The sequence below is a fragment of the Pseudomonas sp. zfem002 genome (assembly GCF_032621685.1).
Taxonomy (GTDB): Bacteria; Pseudomonadota; Gammaproteobacteria; order Pseudomonadales; family Pseudomonadaceae; genus Aquipseudomonas; species Aquipseudomonas japonica.
Genome location: NZ_JAVYJH010000044.1, coordinates 1 through 16529 on the forward strand (window position 1 = coordinate 1; position 16529 = coordinate 16529).

A 16529-nucleotide genomic window follows, 5' to 3' on the forward strand; every position below is an offset into this window, starting at 1 on the left:
TGGCCAAGCCAGGTTCGGTCAAGCCGCACACCAAGTTCACCGCAGAAGTCTACGTTCTGAGCAAGGAAGAAGGCGGTCGTCACACTCCGTTCTTCAAAGGCTACCGTCCACAGTTCTACTTCCGTACCACTGACGTGACCGGTAACTGCGAACTGCCGGAAGGCGTAGAAATGGTTATGCCAGGCGATAACATTCAGATGACTGTTACCCTGATCAAAACCATCGCGATGGAAGATGGTCTGCGTTTCGCCATCCGTGAAGGCGGTCGTACCGTCGGCGCCGGCGTCGTAGCAAAGATCATCGAATAAGTAGTTGATTTATCTCTATCAGGCCGGTATATTGGCCGGCCTGATTAAGCTTTTAGGTCAGTAGCTCAATTGGCAGAGCGACGGTCTCCAAAACCGTAGGTTGGGGGTTCGATTCCCTCCTGACCTGCCAGATTCTCTCGTGTATCTGGCTTTCTTTTCACAGGATCCTTCCGTTATGACTTCCAAGTCTGAAGCCCAAGACTCTCGTTTTGATCTGCTCAAGTGGCTTGCTGTTGTTGCCTTGGTGGTCGTTGGGGTCGTTGGTAACCAGTACTATTCTGCGTCGCCAATCCTGTACCGCGTAATCGCCTTGCTGGCTCTCGGTGCTGTTGCTGCCTTCGTTGCGCTGCAGACCGTGAAGGGTAAGTCGTTCTTTGCGTTGGCTAAGGAAGCTCGCACCGAGATCCGTAAGGTCGTATGGCCAACCCGCCAAGAGACTACTCAAACCACGCTCATCGTAGTAGCTGTGGTTCTGGTCATGGCGCTGCTGTTGTGGGGGCTTGATTCCCTGCTCGGCTGGTTGATTTCCTTGATTGTTGGCTAAGGGTGTCCTGTGGCTAAGCGTTGGTATGTTGTTCATGCTTACTCGGGCTACGAGAAGCATGTAATGCGCTCGCTGATCGAGCGTGTGAAGCTGGCAGGCATGGAAGACGGCTTCGGCGAAATTCTGGTCCCCACTGAAGAAGTGGTTGAAATGCGTAACGGCCAGAAGCGCAAAAGCGAGCGCAAGTTCTTCCCTGGCTATGTGCTGGTGCAGATGGAAATGAACGAGGGTACTTGGCACTTGGTCAAGGACACTCCTCGTGTGATGGGCTTCATTGGTGGCACGGCAGACAAGCCGGCCCCAATCACCGACAAAGAGGCTGATGCCATCCTGCGTCGTGTGGCTGACGGTAGCGACAAGCCGAAGCCGAAGACCCTGTTCGAACCAGGTGAAGTGGTTCGTGTCATCGATGGTCCGTTTGCCGATTTCAACGGCACCGTCGAAGAGGTCAACTACGAGAAGAGCCGCCTGCAGGTTGCAGTGCTCATTTTCGGTCGCTCTACCCCGGTAGAGCTCGAGTTCAGCCAGGTCGAAAAGGTCTAGTTGAGCGAAGCATCCCATACCCCGCAGCCCTGCGCTGCGGGGTTTTTTCGTCACTGGGATAAAACGTAAGTAAACCGGGGAGCCTTCTGGCGTTCGTACCCGATATTGGAGTAGCTCATGGCTAAGAAGATTCAGGCTTACATCAAGCTGCAAGTTAAGGCCGGCCAGGCCAACCCAAGCCCACCCGTTGGTCCAGCACTGGGTCAACACGGTGTGAACATCATGGAATTCTGCAAGGCCTTCAACGCCCGTACTCAGGGTCAAGAGCCAGGTCTGCCGACTCCTGTGATCATCACTGTCTACAGTGACCGCAGCTTCACTTTCGAAACCAAAAGCACCCCTGCTTCGGTTCTGCTGAAGAAGGCCGCCGGCCTGACCAGCGGTTCGGCTCGTCCGAACACCGTCAAAGTCGGTACTGTGACCCGTGCTCAGCTGGAAGAGATCGCCAAGACCAAGTCTGCCGATCTGACCGCTGCTGACCTGGATGCAGCCGTGCGTACCATCGCCGGTTCTGCTCGCAGCATGGGCCTCAACGTGGAGGGTGTGTAATGGCTAAGCTGACCAAGCGCCAAAAGGCCATCGCTTCTAAAGTTGAAGCGGGCAAATTCTACAACTTCGAAGAAGCAGCAACCCTGCTGGCTGAACTGTCCGCCGTGAAGTTCACCGAATCCTTCGACGTTGCCGTCAACCTCGGCGTTGACCCACGTAAATCCGACCAGGTCGTTCGTAGCGCTACCGTGCTGCCACACGGCACTGGCAAGACCGTACGTGTTGCCGTCTTCACCCAGGGTCCAGCTGCTGAAGCCGCTCTGGCTGCCGGCGCTGACCGCGTAGGTATGGACGATCTGGCTGCCGAAATGAAAGGCGGCGACCTGAACTACGACGTTGTCATCGCTTCCCCGGATGCCATGCGCGTTGTAGGTCAACTGGGTCAGGTTCTGGGTCCTCGCGGCCTGATGCCTAACCCGAAAGTCGGCACCGTAACTCCAGACGTCGCCAACGCTGTCAAAAACGCCAAGGCCGGTCAGGTTCGTTACCGCACCGACAAAAACGGTATCATTCACACTTCCGTTGGCAAGGTCGGCTTCGAAGCCGTCAAGCTGAAGGAAAACGTTGAAGCCCTGATCGCTGACCTGAAGCGTATCAAGCCTGCTTCTTCGAAAGGTATCTACGTCAAGCGCGTTACCCTGAGCACCACCATGGGCCCAGGTCTGGTCATCGACCAGAGCTCGCTGAACGCTTAAGAAAACGCTGGGGTGAGCGATCACCCCGTCGTTGAAAAAATTGGGGTCCCTGCCTGGCGGGGGCTATCCAAGACCGTAGGCGGCGCAAGCCTTAAACCTCAAGCCTACGCAGATGGTGCTCCCGATTCGTTACCGAATCAGACACCAAAACGACATCTGGCCTCGGCCGGATGAAACGGTAAAAACCAGGAGTAAACCCGTGGCAATTAAACTCGAAGACAAGAAGGCCATCGTCGCTGAAGTCAACGAGGCTGCCAAAGTCGCTCTGTCCGCTGTCGTGGCCGATGCCCGTGGTGTGACTGTAGGCGCAATGACCGGACTCCGTAAAGAGGCTCGTGAAGCTGGCGTTTACGTACGTGTCGTACGTAACACCCTGCTCAAGCGCGCTGTTGCTGACACTGAATTCAGTGTCCTCAACGACGCCTTCACCGGCCCGACCCTGATTGCCTTCTCCAACGAACACCCGGGCGCTGCTGCCCGTCTGTTCAAAGAGTTCGCCAAGGGTCAGGACAAGTTCGAGATCAAGGCAGCTGCGTTTGACGGCAAGTTCATTGCAGCGAACCAGATCGACGTGTTGGCTACCCTGCCGACCCGCGACGAAGCCATCGCGAAGCTGATGAGCGTTATCCAAGGCGCTACCAGCAAGCTGGCCCGCACCCTGGCAGCCATTCGCGACCAGAAAGAAGCTACCGCTGCCTGAGGCGCGGAAACTCCTTTCAACTCATACGTTTAATTTGATGGCTGCGTAGGCTGTCACCCCAATACAGGATTGAAGTCATGTCTCTGACTAACGAACAAATCATCGAAGCAATCGGCCAGAAAACCGTTCTGGAAATTGTTGAGCTGATCAAAGCAATGGAAGAAACCTTCGGTGTTACCGCTGCTGTTGCCGCTGCCGGCCCAGCTGCTGCCGCTGCCGTTGTTGAAGAGCAAACCGAGTTCAACGTTGTTCTGGCCGAAGCCGGTGAGAAGAAAGTCAACGCGATCAAGGCTGTTCGTGAACTGACCGGTCTGGGTCTGAAAGAAGCCAAAGAGAAAGTCGACGGCGCTCCTCAGGTTCTGCTGGAAGGCGTTTCGAAAGAAGCCGCTGAAGACGCGAAGAAGAAGCTGGAAGAAGCAGGCGCTAAAGTCGAAATCAAGTAATTTCGACCTTGCGACTCCAGCCCGAGCGTTAAGCAAACGGCTGAGGCTGGTGGCTCTTGCCACCGGCCTTTTTCCGTTATTGGCAGTTGACCGGGTCGACGCCGATAACGAGCACTATCCACCACGATCGGTGGCGCAAACCATGGGGTTTGCACGATTTTCTGGCTACTCCCGCCGGGGGGAGCCAAACAAGCAGGTGACCAAGCTGGGGAACGCTGATGGCTTACTCATACACTGAGAAAAAACGTATCCGCAAGGACTTTAGCAAGTTGCCGGACGTCATGGATGTGCCTTACCTCCTGGCCATCCAGCTGGATTCTTATCGTGAATTCCTGCAGGCAGGAGCGACCAAGGATCAGTTCCGTGACGTCGGTCTGCATGCGGCCTTCAAGTCGGTTTTCCCGATCATCAGCTACTCCGGCAATGCTGCCCTGGAGTACGTTGGCTATCGTCTGGGCGAGCCGGCGTTTGATGTCAAAGAGTGCGTGCTGCGTGGCGTGACCTATGCCGTTCCGCTGCGGGTGAAAGTGCGCCTGATCATTTTCGACAAAGAATCGTCGAACAAAGCGATCAAGGACATCAAGGAGCAAGAAGTCTACATGGGTGAAATCCCCCTGATGACTGAAAACGGTACCTTCGTTATCAACGGTACCGAGCGTGTGATCGTTTCCCAGTTGCACCGCTCGCCAGGTGTGTTCTTCGACCACGACCGTGGCAAGACCCACAGCTCCGGCAAACTGCTGTACTCGGCACGTATCATTCCTTACCGCGGTTCGTGGCTGGACTTCGAGTTCGACCCGAAAGACTGCGTATTCGTCCGTATCGACCGTCGCCGCAAACTGCCGGCCTCGGTTCTGCTGCGCGCGCTGGGCTACAGCACCGAAGAGGTTCTGAACGCCTTCTACACCACCAACGTCTTCCACCTGGGCGACCAGAAGCTGAGCCTGGAGCTGGTTCCGCAGCGCCTGCGTGGTGAGGTCGCGGTGATGGACATCCAGGACGAGACCGGCAAGGTCATCGTCGAGCAGGGTCGTCGTATCACTGCACGTCACATCAACCAGATCGAGAAAGCTGGCGTCAAGCAGCTGGACGTCCCGATGGAGTACGTCCTGGGCCGCACCACCGCCAAGGCGATCGTGCACCCGGCTACCGGCGAGATTCTGGCCGAATGCAACACCGAGCTGACCACCGATCTGCTGATCAAGATCGCCAAGGCTCAGGTCGTCCGCATCGAGACCCTGTACACCAACGACATCGACTGCGGTCCGTTCATCTCGGATACCCTGAAGATCGACTCCACCAGCAACCAGCTGGAGGCTCTGGTCGAGATCTACCGCATGATGCGTCCAGGCGAGCCGCCAACCAAGGACGCCGCCGAGACCCTGTTCAACAACCTGTTCTTCAGTGCCGAGCGTTACGATCTGTCCGCTGTTGGCCGCATGAAGTTCAACCGTCGTATCGGTCGCTCCGAGATCGAAGGTTCGGGCGTGCTGAGCAAGGAAGACATCGTCGAGGTTCTGAAGACCCTGGTCGACATCCGTAACGGCAAGGGCATCGTCGACGACATCGACCACCTGGGTAACCGTCGCGTGCGTTGCGTCGGCGAGATGGCCGAGAACCAGTTCCGTGTTGGCCTGGTGCGCGTCGAGCGCGCGGTCAAGGAACGTCTGTCGATGGCCGAAAGCGAAGGACTGATGCCGCAGGACCTGATCAACGCCAAGCCGGTTGCGGCGGCGGTGAAGGAGTTCTTCGGTTCCAGCCAGCTCTCGCAGTTCATGGACCAGAACAACCCGCTCTCCGAAATCACCCACAAGCGCCGCGTCTCCGCACTCGGCCCAGGTGGTCTGACCCGTGAGCGCGCTGGCTTCGAAGTCCGTGACGTACACCCGACTCACTACGGTCGCGTCTGCCCGATCGAGACTCCTGAAGGTCCGAACATCGGTCTGATCAACTCCCTCGCGGCCTATGCCCGCACCAACCAGTACGGCTTCCTGGAAAGCCCGTACCGCGTGGTGAAGGAAGGCGTGGTCACCGACGACATCGTGTTCCTGTCGGCGATCGAAGAAGCGGATCACGTCATCGCCCAGGCTTCGGCCACGATGAACGAGAAGAAGCAGCTGGTCGATGAGCTGGTAGCTGTTCGTCACCTGAACGAATTCACCGTCAAGGCACCAGAAGACGTGACCCTGATGGACGTTTCGCCGAAGCAGGTAGTTTCGGTCGCAGCGTCGCTGATTCCGTTCCTCGAGCACGACGACGCCAACCGTGCGTTGATGGGTTCGAACATGCAGCGTCAGGCTGTACCGACCCTGCGTGCCGACAAGCCGCTGGTAGGTACCGGCATGGAGCGCAACGTTGCCCGTGACTCCGGCGTCTGCGTCGTGGCTCGTCGTGGTGGCGTGATCGACTCCGTCGATGCCAGCCGTATCGTCGTTCGCGTTGCTGATGACGAAGTCGAAACCGGTGAAGCCGGTGTCGACATCTACAACCTGACCAAGTACACCCGTTCCAACCAGAACACCTGCATCAACCAGCGTCCGCTGGTGAACAAGGGTGATGTGGTACAGCGCGGTGACATCATGGCCGACGGCCCGTCCACCGACATGGGTGAACTGGCGCTGGGTCAGAACATGCGCATCGCGTTCATGGCGTGGAACGGCTTCAACTTCGAAGACTCCATCTGCCTGTCCGAGCGTGTGGTTCAGGAAGACCGCTTCACCACGATCCACATCCAGGAACTGACCTGTGTGGCCCGTGACACCAAGCTTGGCCCAGAGGAAATCACCGCGGACATCCCGAACGTGGGTGAGGCTGCGCTGAACAAGCTGGACGAAGCCGGTATCGTCTACGTGGGTGCCGAAGTCGGCGCCGGCGACATCCTGGTCGGCAAGGTCACGCCAAAAGGCGAAACCCAGCTGACTCCGGAAGAAAAACTGCTGCGCGCGATCTTCGGTGAGAAGGCCAGCGACGTCAAAGACACCTCCCTGCGCGTGCCGACCGGCACCAAGGGCACCGTCATCGACGTACAGGTCTTCACCCGTGATGGCGTCGAGCGCGACAGCCGTGCGCTGTCCATCGAGAAGATGCAGCTGGACGAGATCCGCAAGGACCTCAACGAAGAGTTCCGCATCGTCGAAGGCGCGACCTTCGAGCGTCTGCGTTCGGCTCTGAACGGCCAGGTGGTCGACGGCGGCGCGGGCCTGAAGAAAGGCACCGTGATCACCGACGAAGTCCTGAACGGTCTGGAGCACGGCCAGTGGTTCAAACTGCGCATGGCCGAAGACGCGCTGAACGAGCAGCTGGAAAAGGCTCAGGCCTACATCGTTGATCGCCGCCGTCTGCTGGACGACAAGTTCGAAGACAAGAAGCGCAAGCTGCAGCAGGGCGATGACCTGGCACCGGGCGTACTGAAGATCGTCAAGGTCTACCTGGCAATCCGTCGTCGCATCCAGCCGGGCGACAAGATGGCCGGTCGTCACGGTAACAAGGGTGTGGTCTCGGTGATCATGCCGGTCGAAGACATGCCGCACGACGCCAACGGTACTCCGGTCGACGTGGTCCTCAACCCGCTGGGCGTACCTTCGCGTATGAACGTCGGTCAGATCCTTGAAACCCACCTGGGCCTGGCGGCCAAGGGACTGGGCGAGAAGATCAACCGCATGCTCGAAGAGCAGCGCAAGGCCGCCGAACTGCGTGGCTTCCTGACCGAAATCTACAACGAGATCGGCGGTCGTCAGGAGAACCTGGAGTCGTTCACCGACCAGGAAATCTTCGAGCTGGCGAACAACCTGAAGAAGGGCGTGCCGATGGCTACCCCGGTCTTCGACGGTGCCAAAGAGCGTGAAATCAAGGCCATGCTGAAACTGGCGGACATGCCGGAAAGCGGCCAGATGGAGCTGTTCGACGGTCGTACCGGCAACAAGTTCGAGCGTCCAGTGACCGTTGGTTACATGTACATGCTCAAGCTGAACCACTTGGTGGACGACAAGATGCACGCGCGTTCCACTGGTTCTTACAGCCTGGTTACCCAGCAGCCGCTGGGTGGTAAGGCGCAGTTCGGTGGTCAGCGTTTCGGGGAGATGGAAGTGTGGGCGCTGGAAGCATACGGCGCGGCATACACCCTGCAAGAAATGCTCACAGTGAAGTCGGACGACGTGAACGGCCGGACCAAGATGTACAAGAACATCGTGGACGGCGATCACCGTATGGAGCCGGGCATGCCCGAGTCCTTCAACGTGTTGATCAAAGAGATCCGTTCGCTCGGTATCGATATCGATCTGGAAACCGAATAACACGTGACGCGAATCGGGAGCGCGGCTGAGGCAGCGCGCTCCCTGCTCCGCCAGGAGGAAAGGCCTTGAAAGACCTACTGAATTTGCTGAAAAACCAGGGTCAAGTCGAAGAGTTCGACGCCATCCGTATCGGACTGGCCTCGCCTGAGATGATCCGTTCGTGGTCGTTCGGTGAAGTTAAAAAGCCGGAAACCATCAACTACCGTACGTTCAAACCTGAGCGTGACGGTCTGTTCTGCGCCAAGATCTTTGGCCCAGTCAAGGACTACGAGTGCCTGTGCGGTAAGTACAAGCGCCTGAAGCACCGTGGCGTGATCTGCGAGAAATGCGGCGTCGAAGTCGCCCTGGCCAAGGTTCGTCGTGAGCGCATGGCGCACATCGAACTGGCTTCGCCGGTTGCCCACATCTGGTTCCTGAAGTCCCTGCCGTCCCGTATCGGCCTGCTGATGGACATGACCCTGCGTGATATCGAGCGCGTTCTCTACTTCGAGAGCTACGTCGTTATCGACCCGGGCATGACCACCCTGGAAAAAGGTCAGCTGCTGAACGACGAGCAGTACTTCGAAGCGCTGGAGGAGTTCGGTGACGACTTCGACGCCCGCATGGGTGCCGAGGCTGTCCGCGAGCTGCTGCACGCTATCGACCTGGAGCACGAGATCGGCCGCCTGCGCGAGGAAATCCCGCAGACCAACTCGGAAACCAAGATCAAGAAGCTGTCCAAGCGTCTGAAGCTGATGGAGGCCTTCCAGGGTTCGGGCAACCTGCCTGAGTGGATGGTCCTGACCGTTCTGCCGGTTCTGCCGCCAGATCTGCGTCCTCTGGTTCCGCTGGATGGCGGTCGCTTCGCGACTTCCGACCTGAACGACCTGTATCGTCGGGTGATCAACCGTAACAACCGTCTGAAGCGCCTGCTCGATCTGTCCGCGCCGGACATCATCGTGCGCAACGAAAAGCGCATGCTGCAGGAAGCGGTCGACGCCCTGCTCGACAACGGTCGCCGTGGTCGTGCAATCACCGGTTCGAACAAGCGTCCTCTGAAATCCCTGGCCGACATGATCAAGGGTAAACAGGGTCGTTTCCGTCAGAACCTGCTCGGTAAGCGTGTTGACTACTCCGGCCGTTCGGTAATTACCGTAGGTCCGACCCTGCGTCTGCACCAGTGCGGTCTGCCGAAGAAGATGGCCCTCGAGCTGTTCAAGCCGTTCATTTTCGGCAAGCTGGAAATGCGTGGTCTGGCGACCACCATCAAGGCTGCCAAGAAGATGGTCGAGCGTGAGCTGCCAGAGGTGTGGGACGTTCTCGCCGAAGTGATTCGCGAACACCCCGTACTGCTCAACCGTGCACCGACCCTCCACCGTCTGGGTATCCAGGCGTTCGAGCCGGTTCTGATCGAAGGCAAGGCGATCCAGCTGCACCCGCTGGTCTGCGCCGCGTACAACGCCGACTTCGACGGTGACCAGATGGCCGTGCACGTGCCGCTGACGCTGGAAGCCCAGCTGGAAGCGCGCGCGCTGATGATGTCGACCAACAACATCCTGTCGCCAGCCAACGGTGAGCCGATCATCGTTCCGTCGCAGGACGTGGTACTGGGTCTGTACTACATGACCCGTGAAGCCATCAACGCCAAGGGCGAAGGTCGCGTGTTCGCCGACCTGCAGGAAGTCGACCGCGTATTCCGCGCCGGCGAAGCTGCCCTGCACGCGAAGATCAAGGTCCGTATCAACGAGACCGTGAAAGAGCGCGATGGCGGCATCGTCAAGAACACCCGCATCGTCGACACCACCGTCGGCCGTGCGCTGCTGTTCCAGGTAGTGCCGGCCGGCCTGTCGTACGACGTGGTCAACCAGCCTATGAAGAAGAAGGCGATCTCCAAGCTGATCAACCAGTGCTACCGCGTGGTTGGTCTGAAGGAGACCGTGATCTTCGCTGACCAGCTGATGTACACCGGTTTTGCCTACTCGACCATTTCCGGCGTTTCGATCGGTGTGAACGACTTCGTCATCCCGGACGAGAAGGCTCGCATCATCGGTACCGCTACCGACGAAGTGAAGGAAATCGAGAGCCAGTACGCCTCCGGCCTGGTAACCCAGGGCGAGAAGTACAACAAGGTCATCGACTTGTGGTCGAAGGCGAACGACGAAGTGTCCAAGGCGATGATGGCCAACCTCTCGAAAGAGAAGGTCATCGACCGCGAGGGCAAGGAAGTCGAGCAGGAGTCCTTCAACTCCATGTACATGATGGCTGACTCCGGTGCCCGGGGTTCGGCTGCCCAGATTCGTCAGCTGGCCGGTATGCGTGGTCTGATGGCGAAGCCGGACGGCTCCATCATCGAGACGCCGATTACCGCGAACTTCCGTGAAGGTCTGAGCGTACTCCAGTACTTCATCTCGACCCACGGTGCTCGTAAAGGTCTGGCGGATACCGCGTTGAAAACCGCGAACTCCGGTTACCTGACCCGTCGTCTGGTAGACGTTGCCCAGGACCTGGTCGTGACCGAGATCGACTGCGGTACCGAGCAAGGCCTGCTGATGACTCCGCACATCGAAGGCGGCGACGTTGTAGAGCCTCTGGGTGAGCGTGTTCTGGGTCGTGTAATCGCCCGTGACGTGTTCAAGCCAGGCACCGACGACGTGATCGTTCCGGCCGGTACCCTGGTCGACGAGAAGTGGGTCGAGTTCATCGAGCTGAACAGTATCGACGAAGTGGTCGTGCGTTCGCCGATCAACTGCGAAACCCGCTACGGCATCTGCGCCAAGTGCTATGGCCGCGACCTGGCTCGTGGTCACCAGGTGAACATCGGTGAAGCTGTCGGCGTTATCGCTGCACAGTCGATCGGTGAGCCGGGTACCCAGCTGACCATGCGTACGTTCCACATCGGTGGTGCGGCAAGCCGTACCTCGGCTGCCGACAGCGTCCAGGTGAAGAACGGCGGTATGGTCCGTCTGCACAACCTGAAGCAGGTCGAGCGCGCCGACGGCAACCTGGTCGCGGTATCGCGTTCCGGCGAGCTGGCCATTGCCGACGAATTCGGTCGTGAGCGTGAGCGCTACAAGCTGCCTTACGGTGCGGTGATTTCGGTCAAGGAAGGTGAGAAGGTCGACGCTGGCGCCATCGTCGCCAAGTGGGACCCGCACACCCACCCGATCGTTACCGAAATGAAAGGTACCGTGACCTTCGTGGGCATGGAAGAAGGCATCACCATCAAGCGCCAGACCGACGAACTGACCGGTCTGACCAACATCGAGGTGTTGGACGTCAAGGATCGTCCGGCTGCAGGCAAGGAAATTCGTCCTGCAATCAAGATGGTCGACGCCAACGGCAAGGACCTGCTGCTGCCGGGTACTGACGTACCGGCCCAGTACTTCCTGCCGGCCAACGCCCTGGTCGGTGTGGCTGACGGTGCCCAGATCGGCGTTGGTGACGTTATCGCGCGTATCCCGCAAGAAACGTCGAAGACCCGTGACATCACCGGTGGTCTGCCGCGCGTTGCCGACCTGTTCGAAGCGCGTCGTCCGAAAGAAGCGTCGATCCTGGCGGAAGTCAGCGGCACCATCGCGTTCGGCAAGGAGACCAAGGGCAAGCGTCGTCTGGTCATCACCCCGAACGATGGCAGCGATCCGTACGAGGAGCTGATTCCGAAGTGGCGTCACCTGAACGTCTTCGAAGGCGAACAAGTGAACCGCGGCGAAGTCATCTCCGACGGTCCGAGCGATCCGCACGACATCCTGCGTCTGCTGGGTGTGAGCGCGCTGGCCAAGTACATCGTCAACGAGATCCAGGACGTTTACCGTCTGCAAGGCGTGAAGATCAACGACAAGCACATCGAGACCATCCTGCGTCAGATGCTGCGTAAAGTTGAGATCGCCGAGTCGGGTGATTCCAGCTTCATCAAGGGTGACCAGATGGAGCTGACCCAGGTGCTGGTCGAAAACGAGCGCCTGGCAGCCGACGACAAGTTCGTGTCGAAGTTCTCGCGCGTACTGCTCGGTATCACCAAGGCCTCGCTGTCCACCGAGTCGTTCATCTCGGCGGCCTCCTTCCAGGAGACCACCCGCGTTCTGACCGAAGCGGCGGTAACCGGCAAGCGCGACTACCTGCGCGGCCTGAAGGAAAACGTGGTCGTGGGTCGTCTGATCCCGGCCGGTACCGGTCTGGCATACCACAGCGAGCGCAAGCGTCGCCGTGATGCCGACAAGCCGCTGCGTGTAAGCGCCAGTGAGGTGGAAGCCGCACTGACCGAAGCGCTGAACTCCAGCGGTAACTGACAGGCAGGGTAGGGCCCCGGCGCAACTGCTTCGAAAGTCGGCGACATCATTTGTCGCCGATGATCGGGGTGGTCGGGTCGGGGCCTTGTCTTGACTGAGTACAAGATCCTCTTTAGACTCTTGTACCCCTAAATTTGGTAGGGCTCCGTCCTGCCAATTTTTGCTTTTCTTGCAAGACAATAGCGTCGCAAGACAATCAGTGGAGCTAGTAGATGGCAACTATCAACCAGCTGGTACGTCAGCCGCGTAAGCGTATCGTCGAGAAATCCGACGTTCCTGCGCTGCAGAACTGCCCGCAACGTCGTGGCGTGTGCACCCGCGTGTACACCACTACGCCGAAAAAACCTAACTCGGCACTGCGTAAAGTATGCCGTGTGCGTCTGACCAACGGTTTCGAGGTTTCCTCGTACATCGGTGGTGAAGGCCACAACCTGCAAGAGCACAGCGTCGTCCTGATCCGTGGCGGCCGTGTAAAAGACTTGCCAGGTGTTCGTTACCACACCGTTCGCGGCTCTCTGGATACCTCCGGCGTCAAAGGCCGTAACCAGGGTCGTTCGAAGTACGGTACCAAGCGTCCGAAGTAATCGGTCGTTTGCAGTAGTTCATTCATTTTATTGAGTCGATAAGAGTAAGGTCGGGCGCAAACTCCCTGAGTTGGATGTCCCGGGCTAACCTGAAGACCGTTTGAGGGCTTATCAATGCCAAGACGTCGTGTAGCAGCCAAGCGTGAGATCCTGGACGATCCGAAATACGGAAGCCAGATCCTCGCCAAGTTCATGAACCACGTGATGGAAAGCGGCAAGAAGGCCGTAGCCGAGCGCATCGTTTACGGTGCTCTGGATACCGTCAAAGCACGCAAGAACAGCGATCCCCTGGAAATCTTCGAGAAAGCTCTCGACGCCATCGCTCCGCTGGTCGAAGTGAAGTCGCGCCGTGTTGGCGGTGCTACTTACCAGGTTCCTGTTGAAGTTCGTCCATCCCGTCGTAACGCGCTGGCAATGCGCTGGCTGGTAGACTTCGCCCGCAAGCGCGGCGAGAAGTCCATGGCGCTGCGCCTGGCTGGCGAACTGCTGGATGCTGCTGAAGGCAAGGGTGCTGCAGTCAAGAAGCGTGAAGACGTGCACCGTATGGCTGAAGCCAACAAGGCTTTCTCGCACTACCGCTTCTAATTCAAGCATCAATCTTTTTGCGAGGGCTTTATGGCTCGTACTACAGCAATTAACCGCTACCGTAACATCGGTATCTGTGCTCACGTTGACGCGGGCAAGACTACCACTACCGAGCGGATCCTGTTCTACACAGGTCTGAGCCACAAGATGGGCGAGGTGCACGACGGCGCCGCGACCACCGACTGGATGGTGCAAGAGCAAGAGCGCGGTATCACCATTACCTCCGCTGCTGTTACCACCTTCTGGAAGGGTTCCCGTGGTCAGTACGACAACTACCGCGTAAACGTCATCGATACCCCCGGCCACGTTGACTTCACCATTGAAGTAGAGCGTTCGCTGCGTGTACTCGACGGCGCGGTCGTTGTGTTCTGCGGTACTTCCGGCGTTGAGCCTCAGTCCGAAACCGTATGGCGTCAGGCCAACAAGTACGGCGTTCCACGTGTTGTCTACGTGAACAAGATGGACCGTGCCGGTGCCAACTTCCTGCGCGTCGTTGGTCAGATCAAGAACCGTCTGGGCCACACCCCGGTACCGGTTCAACTGGCTATCGGTTCGGAAGAGAACTTCCAGGGTCAGGTCGACCTGATCAAGATGAAAGCCATCTACTGGAACGACGACGACAAGGGTACTACCTATCGCGAGGAAGAAATTCCTGCCGATCTGCTCGAGCTGGCTGAAGAATGGCGCGCCAATATGGTCGAAGCCGCTGCTGAAGCCAACGAAGAGCTGATGAACAAGTACCTTGAAGAAGGTGAGCTGACTGTCGAAGAGATCAAGGCAGGCCTGCGTGCGCGCACCCTGGCCAGCGAGATCGTTCCGGCTGTCTGCGGTTCGTCCTTCAAGAACAAGGGTGTTCCTCTGGTTCTCGACGCTGTTATCGACTTCCTGCCTGCTCCGACCGAGATCCCTGCAATCCAGGGTATCCACCCGGACAACGTCGAAGACGAAAACGCACCGAAAATCGAGCGTCACGCAAGCGACGACGAGCCGTTCTCGGCTCTGGCGTTCAAGATTGCCACCGACCCGTTCGTTGGTACCCTGACTTTCGTGCGCGTCTACTCGGGCTTCCTGAGCTCGGGCGACTCCGTGGTCAACTCGGTCAAGGGCAAGAAAGAGCGCGTTGGTCGTATGGTGCAGATGCACGCCAACCAGCGTGAAGAGATCAAAGAAGTTCGCGCGGGCGACATCGCGGCTCTGATCGGCATGAAGGACGTCACCACTGGTGACACCCTGTGTGACGCAGACAAGCCTGTCATCCTCGAGCGTATGGACTTCCCTGAGCCTGTGATTTCGGTTGCCGTTGAGCCGAAAACCAAGCAGGACCAGGAAAAGATGGGTATCGCTCTGGGCAAACTGGCTCAGGAAGACCCGTCGTTCCGCGTCAAGACCGATGAAGAAACCGGTCAGACCATCATCTCCGGTATGGGTGAGCTGCACCTGGACATCCTCGTTGACCGCATGAAGCGCGAGTTCAACGTCGAGGCCAACATCGGCAAGCCGCAGGTTTCGTACCGCGAGAAGATCACCAAGGACAACGTCGAGATCGAAGGCAAGTTCGTTCGTCAGTCCGGTGGTCGCGGTCAGTTCGGCCATTGCTGGATCCGCTTCTCGCAGCCTGCTGTGGACGAGAAGGGCAACATCACCGAGGGCCTGGAGTTCGTCAACGAGGTTGTAGGTGGTGTGGTTCCTAAGGAATACATCCCGGCAATCCAGAAGGGTATCGAAGAGCAGATGAAGAACGGCGTTGTCGCCGGCTATCCGCTGATCGGCCTGAAGGCAACCGTGTTTGATGGTTCCTACCACGACGTCGACTCCAACGAGATGGCGTTCAAGGTGGCAGCCTCCATGGCGACCAAGCAGCTGGCCCAGAAGGGTGGCGGTGTTGTGCTTGAGCCGATCATGAAGGTTGAAGTGGTAACCCCAGAGGACTACATGGGTGACGTGATGGGTGACCTGAACCGTCGTCGTGGTCTGATCCAGGGTATGGAAGACTCGGTTTCCGGCAAGGTTATCCGTGCTGAAGTTCCGCTGGGAGAGATGTTCGGTTATGCAACCGACGTTCGTTCCATGTCTCAGGGTCGCGCGAGCTACTCCATGGAATTCTCCAAGTACTCCGAAGCTCCGTCGAACATCGTCGAAGCACTCGTTAAAAAACAAGGCTAATCCAGCCCTTTAGGCAAGAGGTTCACTGTCGTGGCTAAAGAAAAATTCGAACGTAACAAACCGCACGTCAACGTTGGCACCATCGGTCACGTTGACCACGGTAAAACCACTCTGACCGCAGCTCTGACCCGCGTCTGCTCCGAAGTTTTCGGTTCGGCTCGTGTTGACTTCGACAAGATCGACTCGGCTCCAGAAGAGAAGGCTCGTGGTATCACCATCAACACCGCTCACGTGGAGTACGACTCGAACGTACGTCACTACGCGCACGTTGACTGCCCAGGCCACGCCGACTACGTCAAGAACATGATCACCGGTGCTGCCCAGATGGACGGCGCGATCCTGGTTTGCTCGGCCGCCGATGGTCCGATGCCACAAACCCGTGAGCACATCCTGCTGTCCCGTCAGGTAGGCGTACCGTACATCGTTGTCTTCCTGAACAAGGCTGACATGGTTGACGACGCAGAGCTGCTGGAACTGGTCGAGATGGAAGTTCGCGACCTGCTGAGTACCTACGACTTCCCAGGCGATGACACCCCGATCATCGTTGGTTCGGCTCTGATGGCCCTGAACGGCCAGGACGACAACGAACTGGGCACCACCGCTGTCAAGAAGCTGGTTGAAACCCTGGACAGCTACATCCCAGAGCCAGAGCGTGCTATCGACAAGCCGTTCCTGATGCCGATCGAAGACGTGTTCTCGATCTCCGGCCGCGGTACCGTTGTTACCGGTCGTGTTGAGCGTGGCATCGTTCGCATCCAGGAAGAAGTCGAGATCGTTGGTCTGCGCGACACCGTCAAGACCACCTGCACCGGCGTTGAAATGTTCCGCAAGCTGCTGGACGAAGGCCGTGCTGGCGAG

12 protein-coding genes, 1 tRNA gene and 1 pseudogene are annotated in these 16529 nt (G+C 58.2%); all 14 read left to right on the plus strand.

Annotated features, from left to right (window positions below; all coding sequences use genetic code 11):
* Window positions 1-308 (plus strand): annotated as a pseudogene (locus RTI28_RS29320) (elongation factor Tu); the annotation flags it as partial.
* Between the two features lie 54 nt (window positions 309-362).
* A tRNA-Trp gene (locus RTI28_RS29325) sits at window positions 363-438 on the plus strand.
* A 45-nt stretch (window positions 439-483) separates the two neighbouring features.
* Entirely contained in the window at window positions 484-852 is a 369-nt protein-coding gene (secE, locus tag RTI28_RS29330; protein ID WP_316923739.1) for a preprotein translocase subunit SecE, read from the plus strand.
* Window positions 853-861: 9 nt separating this feature from the next.
* Window positions 862-1395, plus strand: a complete 534-nt coding sequence (gene nusG, locus RTI28_RS29335) for a transcription termination/antitermination protein NusG (RefSeq protein WP_042123502.1) — start codon at window positions 862-864, stop codon at window positions 1393-1395.
* A 117-nt stretch (window positions 1396-1512) separates the two neighbouring features.
* The gene (rplK, locus tag RTI28_RS29340) at window positions 1513-1944 is read left to right on the plus strand and encodes a 50S ribosomal protein L11 (protein ID WP_009397375.1); all 432 of its coding nucleotides are present in this window, start codon (window positions 1513-1515) and stop codon (window positions 1942-1944) included.
* Window positions 1944-2639: a 50S ribosomal protein L1 gene (gene rplA / locus RTI28_RS29345; RefSeq protein ID WP_316923740.1), complete on the plus strand. Its 696-nt coding sequence runs from the start codon at window positions 1944-1946 to the stop codon at window positions 2637-2639. The genes rplK and rplA overlap by 1 nt, the downstream gene beginning before the upstream one ends.
* Before the next feature lie 199 nt (window positions 2640-2838).
* The gene (rplJ, locus tag RTI28_RS29350; protein WP_023628748.1) at window positions 2839-3339 is read left to right on the plus strand and encodes a 50S ribosomal protein L10; all 501 of its coding nucleotides are present in this window, start codon (window positions 2839-2841) and stop codon (window positions 3337-3339) included.
* A 77-nt stretch (window positions 3340-3416) separates the two neighbouring features.
* Window positions 3417-3782 carry a 50S ribosomal protein L7/L12 gene (gene rplL / locus RTI28_RS29355; RefSeq protein WP_316923741.1) on the plus strand — a complete coding sequence of 122 codons (366 nt, stop codon included), beginning with the start codon at window positions 3417-3419 and terminating at the stop codon, window positions 3780-3782.
* 218 nt (window positions 3783-4000) lie between these two features.
* Window positions 4001-8074 carry a DNA-directed RNA polymerase subunit beta gene (rpoB, locus tag RTI28_RS29360; protein WP_316923742.1) on the plus strand — a complete coding sequence of 1358 codons (4074 nt, stop codon included), beginning with the start codon at window positions 4001-4003 and terminating at the stop codon, window positions 8072-8074.
* 65 nt (window positions 8075-8139) lie between these two features.
* Window positions 8140-12339 (plus strand): DNA-directed RNA polymerase subunit beta', encoded by a 4200-nt coding sequence (gene rpoC / locus RTI28_RS29365; protein ID WP_316923743.1) that lies wholly within the window; start codon window positions 8140-8142, stop codon window positions 12337-12339.
* Window positions 12340-12551: 212 nt separating this feature from the next.
* Entirely contained in the window at window positions 12552-12923 is a 372-nt protein-coding gene (gene rpsL / locus RTI28_RS29370) for a 30S ribosomal protein S12 (protein ID WP_003186084.1), read from the plus strand.
* 114 nt (window positions 12924-13037) lie between these two features.
* On the plus strand, window positions 13038-13508 hold the full coding sequence (rpsG, locus tag RTI28_RS29375) for a 30S ribosomal protein S7 (RefSeq protein ID WP_009397350.1): 471 nt from the start codon (window positions 13038-13040) through the stop codon (window positions 13506-13508).
* A gap of 30 nt (window positions 13509-13538) precedes the next feature.
* Window positions 13539-15671: an elongation factor G gene (gene fusA / locus RTI28_RS29380; RefSeq protein WP_316923744.1), complete on the plus strand. Its 2133-nt coding sequence runs from the start codon at window positions 13539-13541 to the stop codon at window positions 15669-15671.
* A gap of 30 nt (window positions 15672-15701) precedes the next feature.
* The coding region (locus RTI28_RS29385; RefSeq protein WP_316923745.1) for an elongation factor Tu at window positions 15702-16529 on the plus strand (828 nt) is incomplete at its 3' end.